The following is a 24696-nucleotide window of genomic DNA, read 5'->3' as shown; positions in this document are numbered from 1 at the left end:
ATCTCTCTTCTTTTATTTTTGAACTATTAATAATTTATTAAATACTGATTAAAGTAATATAAAAAAAACAATAATTGCCAGCATTTTTTTTGCTTTCTGGTATACTATATTTTAGAGGCATATGTCAAACTGACAGGTATGTTTCTATAAAAGGTGTTTTAAGACTCAACCCTTTTACTATACGATTCTCTTCAAAAAGGAGGAAAGTCGAGACAGGGTCTACTCGGCAATAAATATGAAACGATTGTTTATAGGCATAATTTCTTGTGCGTTAATCACATCGCAATTGGCTTTTGCACAACCAATCCTACTGAGTACGGCGATTGATTCCAGTGATAGTTTTGTCGAAAATGAACTGCAGGCAAACCTAGATAAATTCGCGATTCAATCTGCGGTAAGTACACAAAACAATATCGAAAATCTGTTAAGTATGTATAAGAAGTACAATATTAGAATGGATAACAGTGAAGAGTTGAATTTTGTGATTCTTGCAAATACCACGCTTGATAAGACATTGATCGGCAATGAGATTAAAGCGATGGGATACCGTCTTGCAGAAAACGCGACATACTTAGGAGCCAGAAATTTATCATTAGCCGTATTATCCGCTAAACAGAGCACTGACCTAGCTTTACTTAAATTAGAAACCTCAGAGGCTAAATTGGAAGCAGCTCAAAAGAAGTATGAGCTAGGTTTAATTACCAATTTAGACCTTCAAGAAGAAGTCTTGAGCAACCGCATGCTTGTCAATGAGCTTAAAGAAGCACAAACTACATATGCCGATCTAAATGCCAAATTGACAGACTTGGCCGGAGCAGAAGTCATTGTAGTAAGAGAAGAACCTATTTCGGCAGATTTACAACCACTTGAGTACTATTCAAAATTAAGTGAAAATAGATTTGAAATAAAACAGTTACAAAAGACAAATGAACTCCTCGCTTTGGATTTGCCATACTATCAGCTCGAAAACTATCTATACTCAAAAAACGTGAAAGAGGATTATAACGACCTACAAAGAACGATTGAACTGAATCACTTAAAAATTGAATCCTCAGGCTATCAAATTGAAAATGAAATCAGAGATGCATATTTTGATCTTCAGTCATCAAGGAACAGTCTTATCGCATTAAAAGCACAACTCGACTCACTCAGAACAAGATATGCTCAAATGCAAAACAATTATAATCTTGGCTTGATCTCTAGCATCATGCTAAAGGAATTTTCGCAAAATGTTATGCAACTGGAAAACGGATATTATTTAGCGGCATATGACTATAACACGAAACGGTTGCGTCTTAATTATGCTGTTTCTATCGGACCGGCATATTGAGGAGGATGAATATGAAAAACAAGCATATTAGACTAGCTATTATATCGCTGATAGCCATAAGCGCATTGACATTTGGAGATACGATTGCCAAAACATTTAATGAAGTCATCGAAATAGCAAGTAATAACACATTGCAAACAAAAATCGACGAGATAAACATAGAATTGTTAGAAGAAGCAAAGGCTGATGCTGATAAGGATGCAACGATGTACACCTATGTGGGTGATAACAAAGCTGAAATAATGCGAGTCTACAACTTAAATACGGTTCAGCCTTTAATTGCATTAAACGAACTGAATTACGAGAAGCTTACAAAAAAAATGAACGAGGATCAATTGGCAATTGATATCGAACTAGCGATTTGTTCGCTTAAACTTGCAGAAGAAGAATTGATGAACGCTAGATTGAACTTGGCTTATTTTGAACTCGATTATCAAGCAGCTAAGCTAAAAAGAGAACTCGGCTTGATTACACAAATCGAATTGACTGAAAAAGAAAACGCACTCGAAGATCAGCGCCTGGATATCATGAATCTTGAAAACGTAGTTTTCACCGATCAAATGGAACTAAAAAGATTGATGGGTATCGATTACTCAGAAGAAGTTCTTGTCGATTACCAAATGGAGATCAAACCTCAATACGATATTGATTTGCAAAAAAATCTTACAGATTATATCTCAAACCAGTTTGCGGTAACTAAAGCGAAGAACACGTTAGAAATCAAAGAGAACTTGTTTGATCTGGTTAAAGAAAACTTTGCTGAAAATGTGAAGGAATACAAGCAGGCCGAATACGATTATCTTGTAGCTAAAAATGACTATGAGAGCATAGTTGAGACAACTGAAAGTGAAATATACACACTGTATAGTAGTTTGCAAACAAAATATGAGTCATATGTCATTGCACTGGAGTACCAGGAGCTTTATGCCAAAAGACTTGAAGAAGAAACAAAAAAGCTTGAGTTGGGACTTGTCTCCGAGATAGATTTGGCATATGCGAAGATGAATCTTAGGGACAAGGATTTGGCCGTAAAAAAAGCAATGTGTACTTTCAATTCAGCTCACTTGCAGTTCTCGAAAATCATTAAGACATATTCAATAGATTAAAAAGTGCTTTTAAGAGATATCGCTTTTGCGATATCTCTTTTTTATTTATTGAATTTTCACAATTTAAGGTTTAGTTAAGGTTGTTCTAATAAAAAAATGTTATGATTTGTTCAGTCTTATGAAGGGTTTGAAACATTTTCTGCAGCAAATAATGGTTACATAATCCAACATTGACATTTTCAAGTTTTTATTATATTATTTTAACAGCCTGTATAATAATTATTATATGGCGAGGTTAATGTCGATTGGTGACACTTAAGGGGGTCGATTAAGTGTAGACTGATCATTGTCTAGAAAGAAAGGGGATTCATTTGAAACTAAGAAAGCAGTTATCGTTATTTTTAGTTGCGTGTATGATTCTTAGCACATTCAGTTTTAGCTTTGCTAACGTTGGAATTGTAAAAGAAAATAGTACACCATTCGTTGCGAAAGACTTGAACAGTATTTCGTCAGACCCACGACTAGCTGGGTTAAGCGACAATGACACAATTCGTGTTATCGTTCAAATGCAAGAAAATCCTGTAATCGACTACGCTATTGCAAAAGGCGTAAGACTTGAGGATTTGAGCGTGAATGTGATCGAAAAAAAGGTTACAGATTTACAAGTCACACATGATTCTGTTAAAAAAGAAATTAAGACGATTGCTGATAAAGTAGTTTATCACAATGAGTTTTATAACGTGTTTAACGGTTTCAGTGCGACAATGACAGTTGCAGAAGCTAAGATAGCAGAGAAGCTTGCAGGTGTTAAAAGCATAGTTATCGCAGCAGTATATGAAAGACCAGAGCCACTAATGACTTCAAGTTACGAGATGACCAACTCGCACTTAACTTGGGCTTCAGGATTTGACGGTGAAGGCATGGTAGTTGCAGTACTGGACACTGGTGTAGATCCAGACCATAAAGACATGAACAGTCTTGAGAATCCAGAAAATGCAAAAATCCAATCTTTAGACGGATTTGACCTACCTGGTAAATACTTTAACGAAAAAGTGCCTTACGGTTATAACTACATGGACAACAACCAAGAAATCCTAGACCTTGGTCCAGACCCTTCAATGCACGGTATGCACGTAGCTGGTACAGTTGGTGCGAACGGCGATGAAGACGGAATTAAAGGTGTTGCTCCGCAAGCGCAAATACTTGCAATGAAAGTATTTGGTAACGACCCAGAAATTTCTACTACATACAGTGACATTTATGTAAGAGCAATAGAAGACGCGCTTATTCTTGGTGCTGATGCAATCAACATGAGCTTAGGTTCTACAGCTTCCTTCTTAGAAGATGAAGAAAAGGATCCAGCAAGAGTTGCAATCAAAAAAGCAACTGAGAGTGGTGTTATCGTAGCAATTTCTGCTGGTAACTCAGATAGATTCGGTTCGGGATATGGAGATGGACCTTTTGCCAACAATCCAGATGTCGGTGTGGTTGGTTCTCCTTCGCTTAACCCTGAATCTTTATCAGTAGCTTCGATTGAGAACATCAGTGCGATGTCTCCTTACATGGTTGCACCTACTACAACAATAGGAAGCATCGTATACGCAGCTGCAGGTCCAACTGACCCTGTTGACGCATTTGATGGACCTGTAGAATATGTCTATTGTGGTCTTGGTGGATCAGCGGATGACTTCCCTGCAGAAGTAGATGGTAAAATCGCACTAATCAGCCGTGGTAGCTTCACATTTGTCGATAAGATCAACAATGCGGTAGACGCCGGTGCTATTGGAGTTATCGTATTCAATAACGCAGCAGGCAGTTTAGTAAACATGCAGTATCCTGACGGACAAGATGTGCCAGCGGTATTTATCGGTCAAGAACATGGTAATGCGCTAAAAGATCTAGATGGAACAGATGATGCCTTTATCGAATTTACTGGCTTGACAACACAAGCTGCAAATCCAAACTACGGCAAAATGTCTGACTTCACATCGTGGGGTACAACTTCTAGTTTAGACTTTAAACCAGAAATCACAGCTCCAGGTGGTCAAATCTACTCAACACTTCAATATGATAAATATGGAATGATGAGTGGTACTTCTATGGCTTCACCACACGTAGCTGGTGGTGCTGCGCTTGTTCTACAAAGAATTGACCAAGATTTTGGTTTAGTCGGTCAAGAAAGATACCAACTTGCTAAAAACCTAATGATGAGTACTGCAGTACCGCATACGGAAACAGAGTACGCAGGACTACTACCTGTCTATTACATGTCTCCAAGAAGACAAGGTGCTGGCGTGATGGATCTTTATGCAGCAACTACTTCAGGTGCGATTGTGGTAGATCCATCAACAAATATTACTAAAGTTAACTTAAAAGAAATTGGAGATGTTACTACTTTCCAAGTTAAGCTTGATAACTTCGCAGGTGGAACAACAACTTATAATCTTGAAGTACCAGTAGGTACAAACTTCGCTTACGGCGGAGAAATTTGGCAATCGTCTACACCGATTTTGGGCAGTAACTTAGTTTCGATTTCGGTTGACGACCAAGAATTAACAGGTGAAAACAAGCAGATCACAGTAACTACAGGTTCGAGTGTTACGCTTGATATCACAATTGATTTATCTGATGCAACAGACTGGTGGTATGAAGCACCTCTTAAAGCTGTCTTTGAAAACGGTAACTTTGTAGACGGTTTTGTCATCTTCACAGACGTAGAAGACGTTCAACCACAATTGTCTATTCCTTACTCAGGATTCTATGGCGATTGGAACCAAGCACCAATCATCGACACGGATATTTATAACGCCGAGGTAGATGACTTATCGTTCTATGGAGCAGACGATACTACTTCAATGAACTATTATGACGGCGAGTTCAATACACCGCTTGGCTTAACTTCAGAAGGTTACGACAAAGAAGCAATCATGTTCTCACCAGATGGTGATGGAATGGCTGATTACATCTATCCAGAAATCACTTTCTTAAGAAGTGCCAAAGAACTTGAAATCAATATTCTTGATGCAGATAAAAATGTCATCAGAAAATTGACTGCAGATGAATTCATCAGAAAGAATTACTTCGATGGAAGATATGCAAAAGTTACAGTTCAGGAAAACTGGATCTGGGATGGAGAAATTAAAAACGAAATCGCAGATGACGGTGCTTACTTCTACCAAATCAAAGCGAAAATCGATTTTGAAGGCGCGGAGTGGCAAACGGTTGAGTTCCCTGTGACTATCGATACGGTAGATCCGGTAATCGTTTCAGTTGATTATGATGCGGATGCAGACACGATCACTGCAGTAGCTACAGACAACAAAGCGGTTGATGTCATGTACACACTAGTACTTAACGACACAATCGTCGATGAAAACTTCACAGGTATCTTCGATATACCTACAGACAAAGCATACATGGCACAAGTATTTGTCAATGACTATGCGATGAACACAGTCGGTTCTGCAAGCATGGCAGTGAATGCTGACCTTGATGTTAAAGAACCATGGATCCACCTAATTAATCCAGAACCATTTGCACAGCTTTCATCTAGAACAGTTGACTTTGATGGTTATGTTACAGAAGCTACACAGCTTAAAACATTCACTATCGACGGTGTTGAAGTAGAGACTACTTACAATCCAACAACTGAAAACTATGAGTTTGCATTTGACAAAACATACAAACTTGATGGCGTGCAAACAATCAAAGTAGCTGCTACGGACCTTAACGACCAAACGCTTGCGTTTGAACGTACAATCTTTGTAGATGCAACAGCTCCAGTGATCACGATTAAAGAAATGAACAGTAACAACGTGATCCATGTAAGCAGTACTGCTACATCGTATACGATTAAAGGTCTTGTAAAAGATAACTTTACATCACTTATTGTATCGGTAGATGGAGACGAGCTTTATAAGCACGTTGAAGATCCAAAAGCTGGCGATATTAAAGATGCCGCTATCGTTTACAACTTAAATCAGACTGTTAGCTTACCAAACACAACTAATACGTTTGTTGTAAAAGCTACAGACTATGTAGGAAACGAAACTGTGGTAGAATTTATGATTAAGAAGAATTCATCATCAAATTCTAGCTCAACACCAGCAACACCAGCAACACCAGCAACACCAGCAACACCAGCGACACCAGCAACACCAGCGACACCAGCGTCAGATGCAAAAGAAGCTAAAGCTGAAGAAAAAGGCTTTGCTCCTGTAGCTCCTGGACAAGTGAAAAAAGCCGGTGAAAAAGTAGAAGTAGCAGTACCTACTGACGTCGAAGACGCTAGAAAACTTGGCGTATACTTCTACAACGAAGAAACTCAAGCATGGGAATACGTAGGCGGTAAACTTGTTGACGGTAAAATCGTAGCAGATGCTGCTAAAGACGGTGAATTCAGAGTCATGGCATTTGATAAAAAATTCGCTGACGTGAAAGCGGATATCGCTTGGGCTAAAGATGCGGTTGAAGTACTTGCTTCAAGACACATCATCAACGGTAAGTCAGAAGACAACTTTGCTCCAAACAGCAATATCACACGCGAAGAGTTCTCAGCACTACTTGTTAGAGCGCTTAACCTTAAAAAAGGTGAAAAAGACGCGTCGTTTGGCGATGTATCAGGTTGGTCACAAGAAGCTATCGAAACACTTGCATCACTTGGTATCGTAAGTGGATCTAACGGCAAATTCAATCCAAAAGAAAACATCAACAGAGAGCAAATGGCAGTAATGATCGTAAGAGCACTTGAAGCAACAGGCGCTACAGTAGAAACTGGAACAGGCACATCATTCGGTGACGCTGCTACAGTATCGACTTGGGCTACTGATGCGGTTGACTTCGCTTCTAAAGCGGGTATCATCCAAGGTTCGAACGGCAACTTCGCACCACAAGCAAACGCAACAAGAGCTCAAACAGCTGTAATGATTTACAGACTACTTGACCTACTTGGCGATTTCTAAATCGAAATAAGCACGCGTTATTAAAAAATGAAAGGCGGGGAATATTCCCCGCCTTAAGTTTTAGGATTAAGAGCTATCTATAAAACCACACTAAGAAATAATGTATAGCAACACTTTCTGTACATTATCAAGGTTAACCAGTAACCCAAACAGGACTTTTCAAAAAAACATCCCTTTAAGACGCTACGCTCCAAATGCAAGGCAAACCTTTTATCCTATATCTTAGCTTTTCTTGCAGTTAAAGCGCAGCGCCTTAGAAATACATGTACAGATTAAAAGTACCAGCCAGTATCAAATGACCAAAGAACATGTAACAAAAGAGTTGTATAAAAAGAACCCTTAGTGTGGTTTTCCAATATGCACTGCTCCTCAAACTCAAAATCAAAGAGGTAAAGAGAGGATCCATCTATAAAACCACACTAAGAAATAATGTATAGCAACACTTTCTGTACATTATCAAGGTTAACCAGTAACCCAAACAGGACTTTTCAAAAAAACATCCCTTTAAGACGCTACGCTCCAAATGCAAGGCAAACCTTTTATCCTATATCTTAGCTTTTCTTGCAGTTAAAGCGCAGCGCCTTAGAAATACATGTACAGATGAAAAGTACCAGCCAGCACCAAATGATCAAACACCATGTAACAAAAGAGTTGCATAAAAAGAACCCTTAGTGTGGTTTTCCAATATTCACTGCTCCTCAAACTCAACATCAAAGAGGTAAAGAGAGGATCCATCTATAAAACCACACTAAGAAATAATGTATAGCAACACTTTCTGTACATTATCAAGGTTAACCAGTAACCCAAACAGGACTTTTCAAAAAAACATCCCTTTAAGACGCTACGCTCCAAATGCAAGGCAAACCTTTTATCCTATATCTTAGCTTTTCTTGCAGTTAAAGCGCAGCGCCTTAAAAATACATGTACAAATGAAAAGTACCAGCCAGCACCAAATGACCAAAGAACATGTAACAAAAGAGTTGCATAAAAAGAACCCTTAGTGTGGTTTTCCAATATTCACTGCTCCTCAAACTCAAAATCAAAGAGGTAAAGAGAGGATCCATCTATAAAACCACACTAAGAAATAATGTATAGCAACACTTTCTGTACATTATCAAGGTTAACCAGTAACCCAAACAGGACTTTTCAAAAAAACATCCCTTTAAGACGCTACGCTCCAAATGTAAGGCAAACCTTTTATCCTATATCTTAGCTTTTCTTGCAGTTAAAGCGCAGCGCCTTAAAAATACATGTTCAAATGAAAAGTACCAGCCAGCATCAAATGATAAAGGACAATGTAGCAAAAGAGTTGCATAAAAAGAACCCTTAGTGTGGTTTTAATAATATCAACTCTCAAACCAAACCAAACCAAATCAAATCAAATCATATCGAAAAGAGGCTAATAAAATGAAAAGAACGATAAGTCTACTTTTAGTAATCATCATGGTGATCATGAATGTATACGCATCACCAATTGAAAAATTTACAGACATCGATAATCACTGGGCAAAAACTGAAATTGAGTACTTGGTGAGCAACAAAATAATAAGCGGTGTTAGTGAAACAAAGATAGCACCTGATCAAGACTTAAAATATGCAGAATGGCAGATCATGATTGATCGTATGATGCAGTTTAACAAAGAAACGGCTTGGCAAGACAAGATCATTACAAGAGAACAAGCGATGCAAATGCTTTACGAGCAGGCAGAAAATAAGAATATTACATGGACCGATAAAATTGTGTACCGTGATGAAGATAAAATCGACTCCAGTTACGTGACAGCGGTTTACTGGGCTACAGAACTAGGTCTTGTAAAAGGCGGCCTAAACGGCGATTTCATGCCTAAAAAGACACTCACAAGAGCGGAGGGGATGGTGATTATGTATAGACATATCAAAGCATCATTAGTAAACAAAGAAACAACAACAGATCTTTCAAAATTCAAAACCAAACTCGAATCAATAAGCGACAGCGACTACCAAATCACACTAACATGGGGACCGCACTCTACAGGTGGCTATTCGGTCGTGATCAATGACGTAGTTGTGAATAGCGGTGTCATCACACTGAATGTAAGTACCTACTCACCAAAAGCAGACGAGGTTGTCACCCAAGCGATTTCAACGGCAACAGCAAAAATCATAGTATCTAAAGAGGGAATCGATGCGACCAGTCCTATTAACATTAATGTTATAAATTAGTATATTGAGTTGGTATTATAGTCCTCGCATGTTACAATAGATAAGGCTGTAATTCACATTGACTACGACACTTTATTGTGAGGACGATACTATGAGCAAAAAAAAGAACACGACGATCAAAACAAATAAGAAAATGGAAGCCACAAGAGACATCTGGATAAAAATAATTGCGGTCTGGATATTCATTTTACCGCTATTCGTCTTTGGCAAAATAGTAGAAGTACCAAAAGCCATGCAACCTTACTACGGCATTGTCAATGCCGTAGATTTTTTCGCCTACTTCAAAGCCGTATGGCTGCAAATAGGGGCGGTGATTTTCTTTATCGGTGCACTCTACTTTAGACGTAAACACCAAATCGGCTATAAACTAAATTTATTTACCGGCACACTACTAGCTTTTGCAGGTTCAATCATACTGTCGTTTATCTTCTCAGAAAACAAAGACGTAGCGTTAGTTGGGTATCTAGACAGGTACGAAGGTACACTATCGTGGTTGTCGTACTGTATGACATCCTATGCCGTATATACCTTTGCAAGTACAAAAGACCACGCCTACACCCTAATCAAAAGCATGGTGTTAAGTTCTGGAGTAATAGCAGTGATTGGTGTGTTCCAAATGTTCGGTTTTGACTTATATCAAACGGAATTCGGGAAGCAGCTGATATTAGGGTCGAATTACAAAGCGATGGGACAAAGCTTAAGATTTCCTTTTTCAGAACGCACAGTATACAGCACACTATACAATCAAAACTATATTGGTTCGCTAGTTTCTGTGATTATACCATTAATTGCATATTGCATGACCTATACACAAAAGTGGAGCATGCGTGTACTTTTTGTTGTAATAGCAGTGCTTAATCTGCTCGCATTAGTAGGTTCAAAATCTACCGGTGGACTGATCACTATAGCAATCATATTACCACTAACCTTATTATTCGTAACCTTCAAATCAAAAGTACACGTACTGCTAAAAATTGTAGTGCCTGTTATGATGCTGTTAGCTGTGTTAGGTGCGTATCAGCATCCATTTGTACAAACTCAATTAACAGAAGTCATGCAAATATTCAAAGCAGAAACACCAGAAGAAAGTAGATTTGATTCGATCAAAATGCAAAGCAATGCTATGGTCATTACCATGAAAGACGGTACGGTAGTTAAATTGCAACCAGATGGTAAGCAAATTTTAGTGTTTGATTCAAGTGATAATGAAGTGGAAAGCAAAATTGCTAAAAATTACATTTATTATGATATACCAGAAAGCACTACAAAGCTTAGAATAGCACTGTTTATAGAAACCTATAAAGTTCAAGTCATATCCTATAATGAAGATAAAACGACCGCTCAAAGACTTTACTTTGACTACCAATCGGATTATGATCTCTTTACTGTAAATTATGCTGCGATTAACAATAGCGATTTAATGGTTGATAAGTTGGACTTATTTAAAAATGAAAGTTCGTTCACTAAGAGAGGTTTTATTTGGAACAGGACGATACCAATGATTCAAAAAAAATCTTTGCTTGGTTATGGTGCAGACACTTTCGCACTTAACTACCCACAAATTGATCTTTTCGGTAAAACGAACGGTGTAATGGGATATGATACAATCGTCGATAAAGTACACAATACAGGCTTATCTGTACTCATAAACTTTGGACTCTTAGGCCTCATCAGTTTGAGCATCGTGATTATAATTTCAATCATAAAATCACATCCGCTACTAAGCACTGCAATCATTGGCTTTATCATCGTAGGAATCGTAAACGATAGTATCATAGCAATAACAACACTAATAAGCATAATCACAGCACTCCATCACACCCCAAAACAAAAAACGTACGGGTAGGCTTCATGGCAACCCTTACCAAACAGCAAAAAGGTACGGGTAGGTTTTATATCTACCCTCTCTTTATGAACAAAAACAACCCAACATCCATAATTAACCAAAACAATGAAATATCTATGAATTTACCGTTCATTCATTGAACGGCACTCCAAAGAATGGTATGCTAATTAAGGTGTTCAAAACTTGAACAGAAGGAGAACATTCATGGAAGAATACGAAATCAACATGTTACAAGTCATAAGCGACCACGACTACATTTCGCAGCGTGCCATATCAAACGAAGTCGGCATGTCGCTTGGCAATGTAAACATACTAATAAAAAAATTCATCAAAACTGGCATCGTCATGACAGAAAAGCTCGACGGCAACAAAGTCAGATACATGCTTACACCCAAAGGGTTCACCTACCTTTCAAAAAAAACACTAAAATTCATCGCAAGGTCCTATAAAGCGGTACTCAAAATCCAATCGCACATGCTGGATGTGATCACAAGCAATTACACAAAAGACGAGCTTGTCTTGCTAAAAGGCGAACAGGATGAAATCGCTGAAATTCTGGTTCAATTGCTTAAAACAAGCGGTTATAAGTACAAGTGGATCGATCATGAAGCTGATAAGTACCTACAGTGGAACGACCCCGCGGGTAATGGTGTTTTTTTATTGAAAGATATGAGTATACTTTTGGAATAACAAAATTTGCTTTTGAGGGTTGGACAACTGCACCGAATGGTAAAATCCAGAAGTTTGATGTATCCGTTGCTAAGAATTATCTAAATGAATCAGAGATGGCACAACTACAGAGACTAGTTTCTGCTTATCTAGATATTGCAGAGGATATGGCCCTTAGACATATTCCCATGACCATGAGTGACTGGGAAACAAAACTTAACCGTTTCATAGAAGCTACTGATCGTAGTGTTTTACAAGATGCGGGTAAAGTTACCGCTGAAATTGCTAAAGCACACGCAGAGAGTGAATTTGAGAAATATCGAATTGTTCAGGATCAATTATTTAAGAGTGATTTTGATAGACTTGTGGAAAGTATAGAAGAGGATTGATGCAACTGACAAGGATTTCTTGACAGTTTAAAAATGAGAATGCAGGCATAGATGTTGTGGAGGACGAATGTTCAAACATAATGTGCGGCATAGGAATATTCTAAAAAGTGGTAGATGGTGGGCGATAAAAAGGTAAACATTTTATTTGGATGTATATGACGACGTGAGTATGGTGAAAGGACCAAAACCACAAGATGTAGCATAAGTGATGTCTAGAATTAAGTTTGTTATGCAACATATAGATTGAGGCAACTACTCGAAAATTTCGAATAGTTGAAGCTTGATAGTGAGTTATAATGAACATAGAACAAGATGTTCCGAAGAAGTGCTGAAAATGAACAAAATGAAAGAAGGTGAGCAGAATTGGCTAAAGATAATTTAGAAAGAAGCATATATCTCTCTATAAAAGAAATTCTAACCAGTGCTCGCGAGAAAGCCTATAAAGCCGTTAATTTGCCATGGTTGAAGCTTACTGGAATGTAGGTAAGCTGATTGTAGAAGCTCAAGACGGAAATGAACGTGCTGAATATGGTGACTATTTACTTAAAAATTTATCAATAGAACTTACTAAAGAATTTGGTAAAGGATTTACTATTACCAATTTAAAGTATATGCGCCAGTTTTACCTTGCCTTTTCAAAAGGTCACACACTGTGTGACCAATTGTCTTGGTCGCACTACAGACTTTTGTCGAAAATCGATGATGAAAATATTAGATGTTTTTATGTAGATGAATGTGCAGAAGGCAATTGGAGTGTAAGACAGTTAGAACGGCAAATTAACTCGTTCTATTATCAAAGAATTCTTGCAAGCCAGAACAAGCAAAACGTTCGAAATGAAATTAAACAGCTGGAAAAAGGATTACAGGCGGAAGACATCATCAAAGATCCATTTGTGCTTGAATTTATGGGATTGTAGGATAATCGAGATTTTACCGAAATTGAAGTTGAAAAAGCTTTGATGGACAATCTGCAAAAATTTCTTTTAGAACTCGGAAAAGGATTTTCCTTTGTAGCAAGACAAAAAAGAATAACCGCTGAGGGAGATCATTTTTATATCGATTTAGTTTTTTACAATTATATCTTAAAGTGCTTCATTCTTATTGATTTAAAGGTTGGCAAATTGAGTCATCAGGATATAGGTCAAATGGATTTTTATGTGAGGTATTTTGAGAAAGAGATAAAATCCGATTCTGATAATCCAACAATAGGGATTATCTTATCGTCTGAAAGAAATGAAACGGTTGTGAAATATTCTGTGTTAGAGGAAAGCAAGCAACTATTTTCTGCTAAATACCTTCCGTATTTACCTACAGAGGAAGAATTAAAGAAGGAATTGAAGCGGGAGAGGAATTTGATAGAGATTGAGAAAGGGTTGCAAGAGTAGGATTTTATAAGGGTGAAATCAATGGATAAAAAATCTGGTGGGTTTACTTTAATAGAATTGATTGTTGTGATTGCAATCCTAGGAATTCTTGCTGCAGTAGCTGTTCCAAGATTAGCGGGATTTAGAAGCAAGGCTGAAGAAAGTGTATGTGTTGCTAATCAGAAAATTGTAGAAAGAATGTATTCAACTTTTCTGGTTGAAAAGGATATAGATCATGCGGATAGTATCTTTAATCAATTTCTTATTGATAACTTTGATGAGGTGTGTCCAGCTGGTGGAGTCATCAGTTATGAAGATGGAAAAGTAAAGTGTAGCATTCATGGTAGTGGGAGTGAAGGCGAGGAAGAAGAAGGACCGGGGGAGGAAGTGCCTTGGTTGTGATGAAAATATGTAAGGATTATTAAAAAGTGAAATGTAGTCGCATTACAAAGTCAGACTACAGATTAAAGTTAGTGAAATCAAAGGTTTCAGAGTTTTGTAGTCTATGTAGTCTATGTAGTCTGAAAAATCGCAAACTTTTTGATTGTATGTTTTTATCGACGTGAGTATGGTGAAAGGATAACTATATATAGTGGGTCAAAAATATATGACTACAATATGTAGGTTGAGAATTCTCGCAAAAAGTGGTACATAAAAAACTATCGACTACCGCTGAAAGTTAGTAATATCATTGCCTACAGAAAAAGGTGGTAGATGGTGGTCGATAAAAAAGTAAACTTTATGTATTTACCGACCCAATCGACGTGAGTATGGTGAAAGGATAAAGAGGCTGTAATTCAGTAATAGCAAGGGTTTCAGAGGTTGGTGTATAAGGGTGAATGTTACAGAAGCATTACACGTCTAAGCATCCAATCAACTCATATAGTTATGCAAGATATAGTAGTGAAATTCAATGAAAACACTACATATAGAGAAGAAAATAAGGTGTTCTATACACCTCAAAACATACATAACCGATGCAGGAGGAACTATCATGGTTTACTTAAAAATCAAAAGATTAATAGATATCATACTTTCAGGTTTAGGACTAATCATTTTAGCTCCTGTTTTTTTAGTACTTATTATAGCAATTAAAATCGACTCAAAAGGTCCAGTTCTCTTTAAGCAAAAGAGAGTGGGGATTCATAAGAGTCATTTTAATATATTGAAGTTCCGTACAATGCGTATTGACACACCATCAGATATGCCTACTCATCTTTTAGATAATCCGGATCAGTGGATTACAAAGGTTGGTAAATTCTTAAGAAAGACAAGCTTAGATGAACTACCTCAAATCATCAATATCTTTAAAGGTGAGATGAGCATTATCGGTCCAAGGCCAGCGCTCTGGAATCAGTATGATCTGATAGAAGAAAGAGACAAATACGGTGCAAATGACGTGCCGGTTGGCCTTACTGGTTGGGCGCAGATTAATGGTAGAGATGAACTTGAGATTGATGTTAAGGCTAGACTTGATGGAGAGTACGCTGAGAAGATAGGACTTCTCATGGATGTCAGATGCTTCTTTGGGACGATTTTTAGCGTTCTTAGAAGTGATGGTGTTGTTGAAGGTGGGACTGGGGTTAAGGCGAAAGCAACTGAAGCAAACCCTAGTAATTCTAAAGCTGAGAAATCAAAAATCTGAGGTAAGTGTATTTAATGATACAGCCCACTTGATTGAGGTGACGAAATGAAAAATATCAAAAATATTCTAATCACTGGTAAGAGCAGTTACATAGGTACATCTCTAGAGGATTGGCTCATGAGAGAACCTGATAAATATAAAGTAGATACGGTTGACATGAAAGATGGGTCATGGAAAGAGAAGGACTTTAGCCAGTATGATGTAGTGTTTCATGTGGCTGGGATAGCTCATGTGTCTTCTGATCCAAAGATGGAAGATCTCTACTATAAAGTAAATAGAGACTTAACGATTGAAACTGCTGAGAAGGCCAAGGCAGAAGGTGTAAAGCAGTTCATTTTTATGAGCAGCATCATTGTTTATGGCGATAGCAGCAGTAGTAAGAGAATTATTGATAGAAATACAGTTCCTATGCCAAGTAACTTCTATGGTAATAGTAAGCTGCAGGCAGAGGAAGGCATCAAAGATTTAGAATCTGATGACTTCAAAATAGTTGTGCTAAGACCACCTATGATTTATGGGAAAGGGTCTAAAGGAAACTATCCAAGGCTGGCTAATATGGCTAAGAGGATACCAGTATTTCCTGACATCGATAATGAGCGCAGCATGCTTCATATTGATAACCTTTGTGAGTTCATCAAAGTCATGGTTGATTATGAAGAAACAGGGCTTTATTTTCCACAGAACAAAGAGTATGTGAAGACCAGTGAGCTGGTAAGATTGATTGCTGAAGTTCATGGGAAGAAGATCATGATGACTAAGGTTTTTAATCCGGTTCTGAGAATGATGTTTGGGATTGGAGTCGTTAATAAGGTATTCGGCAATTTGGTTTATGAGAAGTCCATGAGTGACTACGATAAGGCGAATTACCGAATAAGAACATTTAGAGAATCTATTGAGTTGACGGAATTGGAGAGTGGAAGGTGATGAAAGCAGTTATAGTTAATTGCTTTGATACTTATGAGAATAGAGTTGATTTAGTTCATGAGTTTTTCAAAGAACAAGGGTATGACGTAACCGTGATTCAATCTGATTTTAGACATTTCAAAAAAGTACATAGAGAAGACACTAAAGAAGAGTTTATTTTTGTTAAGTCAAATCCCTATTATAAGAATTTATCAGTATCAAGACTATCTTCACATTATAAATACGCGGGCGATGCTTTTAAGATTGTTGAAGAGTTAAAGCCAGACCTAGTATATACATTTGTACCACCAAATTCTCTAGCAAAGTTTGCTGCCAGTTATAAGCGAAAGCATAAAGATGTAAAGCTGATACTAGATTTAATAGATTTATGGCCGGAAACGATGCCTATAGGAAAAGCAAAGAAGTTTCCACCATTTACATTTTGGGGTGCTATGAGAGATAAGAGCTTAAAGTACGCTGATCTTGTAATTACTGAGTGTGATTTATATCAGTCAGTTTTAGGTGATGCATTGAAAGGTGTTAAGACAGAAACGGTATATCTTGCCAAAAGAGAGATAGATGTAGTTAGCAACCCTCAGTTAAGTGAAGATGAAATACATTTGGCTTACTTAGGATCAATCAACAATATCATTGATATTCCTAAAATTAAAGAAATTATAGAAATCATCAAGAAGATTAAGCCTGTAACACTTCATATTATTGGTGATGGCGAAAGTAAACAAGAGCTTATTGATGAAGCAAAGGCAGGCGGGGCAACCGTTGAGTATCATGGAAAAATCTATGATCCACAAGAGAAGCAGGATATATTTGATAAATGTCATTTTGGGTTGAATATTATGAAAAGTAGTGTTTGTGTTGGGTTAACAATGAAGTCAATAGATTATTTTCAGCACGGACTTCCAATAATAAATAACATTCCTGCCGATTCTGCAGAGATAGTTGAGAAGTATGGTGTTGGGGTTAATATTAGATATCATAACAAACCATTGACAAATTTTTGTTTTTTAATAGAAGATCTGTTATCGATGAAAAAAAAATCTTTTGACTTGTATATTATGCAATTTTCCAGGAGTGCATTCATTAAACAAATGAATGAGTTATTCAATAATAATTTTATAAAAAAGAAGAGGTAATATTATGAAGATTTGCATATTGAGCACAGTAGATTTATCGAGGATGACCATGTTATCACTATATACAAATTATTTTGAAAAAAATAAGATAAAATATGACATCATATGTGCAAATAAATATGATGATAATTATCTGGAAACAGCGAATAAAATTTATGAGTTCGATGCTAAAAAAACTATTAATTCTAATGTATTTGCTAAACTAGCTCATTTTTGGAAAATGAGGAATTTTGCAAAAAAAATAATTGATAATAATAAATATGATTATATTATTGTATGGAACCAAGTTACCGCATTTATATTTTCTGATATATTAATAAAACAGTATAGGAAGAAATATTGTATAAACGTACGTGATTATCACTATGATGATAATCCGCTTATTAAATATCGAATAACTCCTGCGATAAGAGAGGCTGACTTTAATACTGTTTCATCTGAAGCTTTTAAAAAATTTCTTCCGGATGGTGAATATCTGACAATTCACAGTCTTAATAAAAAAATGCTAAATCAACTTGAACCGCGCAATCATTACCGGAGTGTAAATGAAAAGATCAATATCTTGAATATTGGACAAATTAGATGGCCTGAAAATATCTTTCCAATGATAGAAGAATTAAAGAATGATTCCCGCTATATAATGACTTTCGTTGGACAAGGGTCACATGTAATTGAAGAGTATATAAAAGGAAGGCATATAGAGAATGTAATAGTACATGGTAGATTTGAACCAATTGAGACGATTAAATATCTTAAAGATGCAGACATTTTGTTTAATTTATATGGCACAGGAAACCTTCATGTTGACACAGCTCTTTCAATAAAACTATATTATGCGATATATTTGAACATTCCGATTTTAACTTATAATGGTACTTATATTGGAGAAGTTTCAAATACACTTGGGATTGGATATTGTATATCTAAAAATTCCTTTGAAGGGTTAGCAGATAATTTACACAATTGGTATCATACTAGAGACATTAATTATATTAAAGAAACTTGTTCGAATTTCATTGAGGAGATTGAACAAAGTCATGAAAAACTATATAGAAGGTTAGATGAAATTTTGGCAAAGAGTTGAGATTCATCATAAACCGGAAAGAAGGATGAAGTAATATGGCATTATCTTGTATTATTCTAAATTATAACGATAGCGAAAATACGATAAATCTCTTAAAAAATATAAAAGATTTCAACTCCATCGACAATATTATCATCGTAGATAATTGTTCAACTGATGATTCATACGCTGAATTAATTAAATATAAAAGTGAAAAAGTTCAAATAATTCTATCAGAAAAAAATGGAGGGTATGGTTATGGAAATAATATAGGGATTAAGTATGCAAATGATGTACTTAAATCTGATTTTGTATTAATTTCAAATCCAGATGTATGTTTCGATAAATCATGTGTAGATTCGATGCTTCATGAATTTAGTATTAATAAAGAAATGACGGTACTAGCGCCTGTTCCTTATACAATATTAAATAAACCGCAATATGTTTATGCGTGGCGTATACCCAGTAAATTTTATTTAGTTATATCCGCTAGTGGAATTGCAGGTAGGTTACTATTAAAGCGCCAGAGATATAAAGATATTAATATTGAATTAAAAGCTTTTAAAGTTGAATGTGTTGCGGGTTCATTACTTATGGTGAGAACTAATGAAATGATAGAGCATGGAATGTACGACGAAAATTTATTTTTATATGGGGAAGAAACAGTTTTAGGTCTAAAACTGAAAAAAGCTAATTTAAAAACATTTGTTATGACTGATCTTAAGTATATTCATAAACATTCGGAATCAATTGATAAAACGTATTCTACAGCTATAAGAAAACAAAAAATATTATTGAAAAGCAAAGAGTATATTCTTAAAAATTATTATAGTGTAAATGGAATTCAATTAGTTGTAGCGAGACTGTTTTTTAAATACTCAATTATTGAAACTTATATAACTCAAAACATAAGAAAGATTCAGAAGATGATAAAGGATAAGTCAAGTGCTAATAGGAGGAGATGATGGATATTCAAGTTGCTGAATATACAGAAAAAGAAAATACAAGATTACCTTTAGTATTTCTTATTTTTGTTGCTTTATTCCCAATATTACCCTCGTATTTTAGGATTTTGGGATATTCTTCATATACATTATTAACAGTTGTATGCACGGTATTACTTTTTATTCTAAAACCAATTAAGTTCATGAAAATTAAAGTTCCATATAAATATTTCTTTTTAATTCTTATAATATTTATGTTAAGAACAATACCGATTATAGTACATGGAGAGTTCTCGCGGGTTTTGCTTTTTATTGTTGACGATGTAATACCTATTTTCATCGTTTATATTTTTGTGAATAGTGACAAAAAGTTCCAAAAAGTAACTGCTATTTTACTTGTCGTAGCTTCATTAATTTCGATATCAGGTATAGTAGAATTTATGACTCAATTCAATGTATTTTCATTAATTGAGAATTTTACCTATGACAATCCTAATTTAGGAACGAAATCGTCTTATCGATTAGATATGTTTCGAATTGAGCAGTCTTTTAATAATTCAATCTCATATGCAATATATTTAAGTTTTTGCTTATACTTAGCTTATTATAAAATAATGATTGTTGAAAAAAAATATCGGAAACTACTTGTGTATGCATTGATTTTATTAAATATTAATATTTTTCTAACATTAGCTAGAGGACCGATAATTATTATGATAATTGGACAGCTTTTATTTATGGTTAATTTATTATTGAATTTAAAGACTGCTAAATGGAAAAAAACAGTTGTTGTTTTAATTATAGTATGTGGGGTTGTTATTTCCGCCAATTACCTTTCAATCGGCAAAGTTTTTAACATGATTGCAAGTACGATTGGTCTGAATACTGGAACTAATTATATGGCAGAAGATACAATATCCTATAGAATTGAGCTAATAAGAATTGTATTTGAAGGCATAAAGGAAAACATCGTATTCGGTTTGGGTATATATGGAAAGCGTGATTTTAACTTCTTTTCAACTATTAATAATATTTCTGGCAACTTTTCCTCAGTAGATAATAATTACCTAGGAATGATGTTGAAATATGGGATATTTGGGCTGCTAGGCTTTATTATAACTTATCTTAGTACTATTCTTCATGCAATAAAGAATAGAAACAAAACAAATATACTGGAAAGAGTGAGTTTCAATAAGTTCTATATTATTATAATGACGTTATATTTATTAAATTTATTAAATGTTGCTCAAATGGCAGATGCTAGAATTTCATATATCTTTATAGGTTTATTGCTATCATACAATAGAATTTATAATAATTTAATCAAGAATAGAGTGCCAAATGAATTATGAAAGGGTGAGCGGAAATGAAAAAAATTAATGTTATTGGTTTAGGTTACATCGGACTTCCAACAGCTTTGATGTTCGCTAAGAGTGGTGTAGAGGTAATTGGGACAGATTTGAATGACAAATTAGTAGACTCATTGTCTAAAGGGAAACTTACATTTGAAGAGGATGGGCTGGAAGAGTTATTTAAAGCCGCTATCGAAAGTGGCATTAAATTTACCACTGAGTATCAGAAAACTGATACTTATATAGTAGCTGTTCCGACTCCTTACATTAATTCGAGTAAAAAACTGGATCCCAAATATGTTATCTCAGCTGTTAACGCGATTATAGATGTTTGTGAAAAAGGTGCTGTGATTATTATTGAGTCAACTATTTCACCCGGTTCAATTGATAAATATGTAAGACCTGAAATAGAGAATAGAGGAGTGGCGATTGGTGATGAGATTCATCTAGTTCATGCTCCTGAAAGAATCATTCCGGGAAATATGATTTATGAACTTGAGCACAATTCAAGAACAGTTGGGTCTGATGATCCCCAAGTAGGAGAACTAGTTAAAGAATTATATTCATGTTTTTGCAAATCTGAGATTGTTGTAACAGATATCAGATCCGCAGAGATGTCTAAGGTTGTTGAGAATACTTATCGAGATGTCAATATTGCATTTGCAAATGAACTAGCAAAGATTTGCAGAGAGGACAATATGGATGTCTATGAGATCATAAGAATTGCTAATAAGCACCCGAGAGTAAATATTCTTCAGCCTGGTCCTGGTGTAGGCGGGCATTGCATTTCAGTTGACCCATGGTTCTTAGTTGGAGACTATCCTGATCTTACCAACCTAATTCTAACGGCAAGGAAAATCAATGATTCAATGCCTACCCATGTTCTTGGCAGAATTAGAGACATTATGAGAGAACATAATATTACAGACATCTCTAAGATTGGTATCTATGGGCTATCATATAAGGAAAATGTAGATGATACAAGAGAAAGTCCAACACTACAACTTCTTGAAAGAATGGACGAGCATCTAGCTTTTGGGGTTAAAGTGTATGATCCATTCATTAAAGAAAGAATGGTAAATCATCAGTTTATGAACTTCGAAGACTTCTTAAATGAGATAGAGATTTTGGTCATAATTACCGCGCATGATCACATTAAGAATAACCTTGATTTAGTCAAGGACAAACTGATTCTAGACACTAAGAATATCTGTAACTTTGATGGCGTTTATAAACTATAAGATTGGAATGAATTAAAATGAAAAAAGTAATGGTGGTCTTTGGTACCAGACCTGAAGCAATAAAGATGTGCCCTCTGGTTAAAGAGCTAAAGACAAGAGAAAAACTAAATACAGTTGTTTGTGTAACAGGTCAACATAGGGAAATGCTCGATCAGGTTCTAACTGCATTTGATGTTGTACCTGACTACGATCTATCTATAATGAAGGCGAAACAGACTTTGTTTGACGTTACGATCAATATTCTTGAGAAAATGAAGGCAGTCCTTGAAGAGGTTAAGCCAGATGTTGTTTTGGTCCATGGAGATACATCGACAACCTTTGTAACGGCATTAGCTTGCTTTTACCTTCAGATTCCTGTAGGGCATGTAGAAGCGGGATTAAGAACTTACAATATCTACTCTCCGTATCCAGAGGAGTTCAATAGACAAGCTGTTGGCATTGTATCAAATTTCAATTTTGCACCAACAGAGATGTCAAAAGAAAATCTACTTAAAGAAGGTAAGAAGCCTTCTACAATCTATGTGACTGGAAACACGGCTATTGATGCTCTTAAGACTACAGTTCGTGATGATTACAATCATGAGCATTTAGAGTGGGCTGCAGATAGTAGATTAGTAATGATAACAGCTCATAGAAGAGAGAATCTTGGAGAACCAATGAGAAATATGTTTAGAGCCATTAAACGAATTATTGATGAAGAGTCAGATATTAAGGCGATTTATCCTATTCACATGAATCCTGTTGTAAGAGAGGCTGCCCAAGAAATACTTGGTGATACAGATAGAATTCGAATTATTGAACCGCTTGAAGTATTAGATTTCCACAACTTCTTATCTAGGTCTCATTTAATTTTAACTGATAGTGGTGGAATTCAAGAAGAAGCTCCTAGTTTAGGGAAGCCGGTTCTTGTTATGAGAGATACTACAGAAAGGCCAGAAGGTATTGATGCAGGAACACTTAAGCTGGTAGGAACTGATGAAGAGGTAATCTACAGGACCTTTAAGCAATTAATAGAAGATCAAAACGAATACGACAAAATGAGTAAAGCGAGCAATCCATATGGAGATGGTTTTGCAAGTAAGAGGATTGCAGATATATTAGAAAAATTATATTGAGGTGATGATATTGAAAGGAATTATTTTAGCTGGAGGGTCAGGAACTAGACTATATCCATTAACTATGGTGACAAGCAAACAGTTGTTGCCTGTCTATGACAAACCAATGATTTATTATCCGTTGTCAGTGCTTATGTTAGCGGGTATAAAAGAAATTTTAATTATATCAACCCCTCAGGATTTGCCCAATTTTGAGAGATTGTTAGGTGATGGAAGTCAATTTGGTATTAGTCTTGAATACGCAGAGCAGCCTTCTCCTGACGGGTTGGCACAGGCATTTATTATCGGTGAAAATTTTATAGGTGATGATAATGTAGCCATGGTGTTAGGAGATAATATTTACTACGGAAATGGATTTACACCTATCCTAAAAGAAGCTGCTGAGAATGCTAAAAATGGGAAAGCAACTATATTTGGATATTATGTTCATGATCCAGAAAGATTTGGAATTGTGGAATTTGATGATAGTGGAAAGGTTCTCTCAGTTGAAGAAAAACCTAAGAATCCAAAATCCAATTACTGTATTACGGGTCTTTATTTCTATGATAATAGAGTTGTAGACTTAGCAAAAAAAGTTAAGCCTTCGCACAGAGGAGAACTTGAGATCACTGACTTAAACAGAATGTACTTAGAAGATGAAACATTAAACGTGAAACTTTTAGGTAGAGGATTTGCCTGGTTAGATACCGGAACCATGGATAGCTTGGTTGAAGCTGCGGAGTTCGTTCAGATGATTGAAAAAAGACAAAGTATCAAAATTTCTGCACTTGAAGAAATTGCATTTCACAACGAATGGATTGATAGAGAAACTCTTTTATCGTCAGCAGAGAAATATGGTAAATCACCCTATGGAGAACATTTGAAGAAAGTTGCTGAAGGTAAAATTCATTATTAGAAAAGAGGTAAGATAAATGAATATTATAAAGACTGATATTGAAGATGTACTTATTATCGAGCCAAGAGTCTTTGGTGATCATAGAGGATGGTTTACAGAAACATACTCTAAAGAGAAGTTTAGAGAGTTTGGCATTGATATTGACTTTATTCAGGATAATCATTCTCTTTCAGCACAGAAAGGGACATTAAGAGGACTTCATTTTCAACTAAACCCTAAGGCACAGACAAAACTTGTCAGATGCACTAAAGGGAAAATTTTAGATGTAGCTGTAGACATTAGAGATGGATCACCTACATACAAGAAATGGGTTGCTGTGGAATTAACAGAAGATAATAAAAAACAGCTATTAATCCCCAAAGGATTTGCACATGGATTCTTAACACTTACAGATGATGTTGAAGTTCAATATAAAGTAGATGAGTACTATTCACCTGAAAATGATAGAAGTATAAGATATGATGATCCGGAAATTGGAGTAGCTTGGGGAATTGAAGCCCCGATACTTTCAGAAAAAGATCTAAATGCACCATTGTTAGAAGATTGCAGCATAAATTTCAAGTATTAGTGAAAGCGA

General features: G+C 35.8%; 19 protein-coding genes and 1 pseudogene. All 20 read left to right on the top strand.

The features are described from left to right. Window positions 1–235: 235 nt before the first annotated feature. The 20 genes and pseudogenes from DWB64_RS16355 to rfbC all read left to right on the top strand — a co-directional run bounded on the left by DWB64_RS16355 (window position 236) and on the right by rfbC (window position 24687). A complete protein-coding gene (locus tag DWB64_RS16355) occupies window positions 236–1330 on the top strand; it encodes a TolC family protein (protein WP_129489317.1) in 1095 nt (364 codons plus the stop codon). Between the two features lie 11 nt (window positions 1331–1341). After that, on the top strand, window positions 1342–2436 hold the full coding sequence (locus DWB64_RS16350) for a TolC family protein (RefSeq protein WP_164980460.1): 1095 nt from the start codon (window positions 1342–1344) through the stop codon (window positions 2434–2436). A 311-nt stretch (window positions 2437–2747) separates the two neighbouring features. Further along, the gene (locus DWB64_RS16345) at window positions 2748–7337 is read left to right on the top strand and encodes a S8 family serine peptidase (protein ID WP_129489315.1); all 4590 of its coding nucleotides are present in this window, start codon (window positions 2748–2750) and stop codon (window positions 7335–7337) included. Window positions 7338–8744: 1407 nt separating this feature from the next. Then, the gene (locus tag DWB64_RS16340) at window positions 8745–9539 is read left to right on the top strand and encodes an S-layer homology domain-containing protein (protein ID WP_129489314.1); all 795 of its coding nucleotides are present in this window, start codon (window positions 8745–8747) and stop codon (window positions 9537–9539) included. Between the two features lie 91 nt (window positions 9540–9630). Further along, window positions 9631–11385 carry an O-antigen ligase family protein gene (locus DWB64_RS16335; protein ID WP_129489313.1) on the top strand — a complete coding sequence of 585 codons (1755 nt, stop codon included), beginning with the start codon at window positions 9631–9633 and terminating at the stop codon, window positions 11383–11385. A 204-nt stretch (window positions 11386–11589) separates the two neighbouring features. Beyond that, on the top strand, window positions 11590–12075 hold the full coding sequence (locus DWB64_RS16330; RefSeq protein ID WP_129489312.1) for a winged helix-turn-helix transcriptional regulator: 486 nt from the start codon (window positions 11590–11592) through the stop codon (window positions 12073–12075). A gap of 20 nt (window positions 12076–12095) precedes the next feature. Further along, window positions 12096–12443: pseudogene (gene rhuM / locus DWB64_RS16325) on the top strand (RhuM family protein); the annotation flags it as partial. Between the two features lie 458 nt (window positions 12444–12901). Further along, entirely contained in the window at window positions 12902–13360 is a 459-nt protein-coding gene (locus DWB64_RS19550) for a DUF1016 N-terminal domain-containing protein (protein WP_256369622.1), read from the top strand. A gap of 42 nt (window positions 13361–13402) precedes the next feature. Next, a complete protein-coding gene (locus DWB64_RS19545) occupies window positions 13403–13828 on the top strand; it encodes a PDDEXK nuclease domain-containing protein (protein WP_256369621.1) in 426 nt (141 codons plus the stop codon). Window positions 13829–13849: 21 nt separating this feature from the next. After that, window positions 13850–14209, top strand: a complete 360-nt coding sequence (locus DWB64_RS19585; protein ID WP_129489311.1) for a type II secretion system protein — start codon at window positions 13850–13852, stop codon at window positions 14207–14209. A 592-nt stretch (window positions 14210–14801) separates the two neighbouring features. Beyond that, window positions 14802–15452 (top strand): sugar transferase, encoded by a 651-nt coding sequence (locus DWB64_RS16310; RefSeq protein WP_129489310.1) that lies wholly within the window; start codon window positions 14802–14804, stop codon window positions 15450–15452. Window positions 15453–15497: 45 nt separating this feature from the next. Then, window positions 15498–16376 (top strand): NAD-dependent epimerase/dehydratase family protein, encoded by an 879-nt coding sequence (locus DWB64_RS16305; RefSeq protein WP_207713475.1) that lies wholly within the window; start codon window positions 15498–15500, stop codon window positions 16374–16376. Then, on the top strand, window positions 16376–17509 hold the full coding sequence (locus DWB64_RS16300) for a glycosyltransferase (protein WP_243118993.1): 1134 nt from the start codon (window positions 16376–16378) through the stop codon (window positions 17507–17509). The genes DWB64_RS16305 and DWB64_RS16300 overlap by 1 nt, the downstream gene beginning before the upstream one ends. Window positions 17510–17558: 49 nt before the next feature. Beyond that, complete coding sequence (locus DWB64_RS16295) at window positions 17559–18593, top strand: glycosyltransferase (protein WP_129489309.1); 1035 nt, start codon at window positions 17559–17561, stop codon at window positions 18591–18593. 35 nt (window positions 18594–18628) lie between these two features. After that, window positions 18629–19537 (top strand): glycosyltransferase family 2 protein, encoded by a 909-nt coding sequence (locus tag DWB64_RS16290; protein WP_129489308.1) that lies wholly within the window; start codon window positions 18629–18631, stop codon window positions 19535–19537. Beyond that, on the top strand, window positions 19537–20868 hold the full coding sequence (locus DWB64_RS16285; protein WP_164980459.1) for an O-antigen ligase: 1332 nt from the start codon (window positions 19537–19539) through the stop codon (window positions 20866–20868). Before DWB64_RS16290 ends, DWB64_RS16285 begins: the two co-directional genes overlap by 1 nt. A 14-nt stretch (window positions 20869–20882) precedes the next feature. Continuing rightward, window positions 20883–22109, top strand: a complete 1227-nt coding sequence (locus DWB64_RS16280) for a nucleotide sugar dehydrogenase (protein WP_129489306.1) — start codon at window positions 20883–20885, stop codon at window positions 22107–22109. A gap of 17 nt (window positions 22110–22126) precedes the next feature. Then, on the top strand, window positions 22127–23224 hold the full coding sequence (wecB, locus tag DWB64_RS16275; RefSeq protein WP_129489305.1) for a non-hydrolyzing UDP-N-acetylglucosamine 2-epimerase: 1098 nt from the start codon (window positions 22127–22129) through the stop codon (window positions 23222–23224). Window positions 23225–23234: 10 nt separating this feature from the next. Further along, a complete protein-coding gene (rfbA, locus tag DWB64_RS16270) occupies window positions 23235–24119 on the top strand; it encodes a glucose-1-phosphate thymidylyltransferase RfbA (protein WP_129489304.1) in 885 nt (294 codons plus the stop codon). A 16-nt stretch (window positions 24120–24135) separates the two neighbouring features. Then, a complete protein-coding gene (gene rfbC / locus DWB64_RS16265; RefSeq protein WP_129489303.1) occupies window positions 24136–24687 on the top strand; it encodes a dTDP-4-dehydrorhamnose 3,5-epimerase in 552 nt (183 codons plus the stop codon). Window positions 24688–24696: the final 9 nt, after the last annotated feature.

Origin of the sequence: Fusibacter sp. A1, assembly GCF_004125825.1 — a bacterium.
Taxonomy (GTDB): Bacteria; Bacillota; Clostridia; order Peptostreptococcales; family Acidaminobacteraceae; genus QQWI01.
The sequence above is the reverse complement of the archived record's forward strand: the minus strand, read 5'-3'. Positions and strand labels throughout refer to the sequence as shown.

Coding starts and splice junctions, on each gene's coding strand:
- DWB64_RS16300 (WP_243118993.1), top strand. CDS start 16,376: ATGAAAGCAGTTATAGTTAATTGCTTTGATACTTATGAGAATAGAGTT.
- DWB64_RS16305 (WP_207713475.1), top strand. CDS start 15,498: ATGAAAAATATCAAAAATATTCTAATCACTGGTAAGAGCAGTTACATA.
- DWB64_RS16290 (WP_129489308.1), top strand. CDS start 18,629: ATGGCATTATCTTGTATTATTCTAAATTATAACGATAGCGAAAATACG.
- DWB64_RS16355 (WP_129489317.1), top strand. CDS start 236: ATGAAACGATTGTTTATAGGCATAATTTCTTGTGCGTTAATCACATCG.
- DWB64_RS16310 (WP_129489310.1), top strand. CDS start 14,802: ATGGTTTACTTAAAAATCAAAAGATTAATAGATATCATACTTTCAGGT.
- DWB64_RS19550 (WP_256369622.1), top strand. CDS start 12,902: ATGGTTGAAGCTTACTGGAATGTAGGTAAGCTGATTGTAGAAGCTCAA.
- DWB64_RS16285 (WP_164980459.1), top strand. CDS start 19,537: ATGGATATTCAAGTTGCTGAATATACAGAAAAAGAAAATACAAGATTA.
- DWB64_RS19545 (WP_256369621.1), top strand. CDS start 13,403: ATGGACAATCTGCAAAAATTTCTTTTAGAACTCGGAAAAGGATTTTCC.
- DWB64_RS16350 (WP_164980460.1), top strand. CDS start 1,342: ATGAAAAACAAGCATATTAGACTAGCTATTATATCGCTGATAGCCATA.
- DWB64_RS16335 (WP_129489313.1), top strand. CDS start 9,631: ATGAGCAAAAAAAAGAACACGACGATCAAAACAAATAAGAAAATGGAA.
- DWB64_RS19585 (WP_129489311.1), top strand. CDS start 13,850: ATGGATAAAAAATCTGGTGGGTTTACTTTAATAGAATTGATTGTTGTG.
- DWB64_RS16330 (WP_129489312.1), top strand. CDS start 11,590: ATGGAAGAATACGAAATCAACATGTTACAAGTCATAAGCGACCACGAC.
- DWB64_RS16340 (WP_129489314.1), top strand. CDS start 8,745: ATGAAAAGAACGATAAGTCTACTTTTAGTAATCATCATGGTGATCATG.
- DWB64_RS16295 (WP_129489309.1), top strand. CDS start 17,559: ATGTTATCACTATATACAAATTATTTTGAAAAAAATAAGATAAAATAT.
- DWB64_RS16280 (WP_129489306.1), top strand. CDS start 20,883: ATGAAAAAAATTAATGTTATTGGTTTAGGTTACATCGGACTTCCAACA.
- wecB (WP_129489305.1), top strand. CDS start 22,127: ATGAAAAAAGTAATGGTGGTCTTTGGTACCAGACCTGAAGCAATAAAG.
- rfbC (WP_129489303.1), top strand. CDS start 24,136: ATGAATATTATAAAGACTGATATTGAAGATGTACTTATTATCGAGCCA.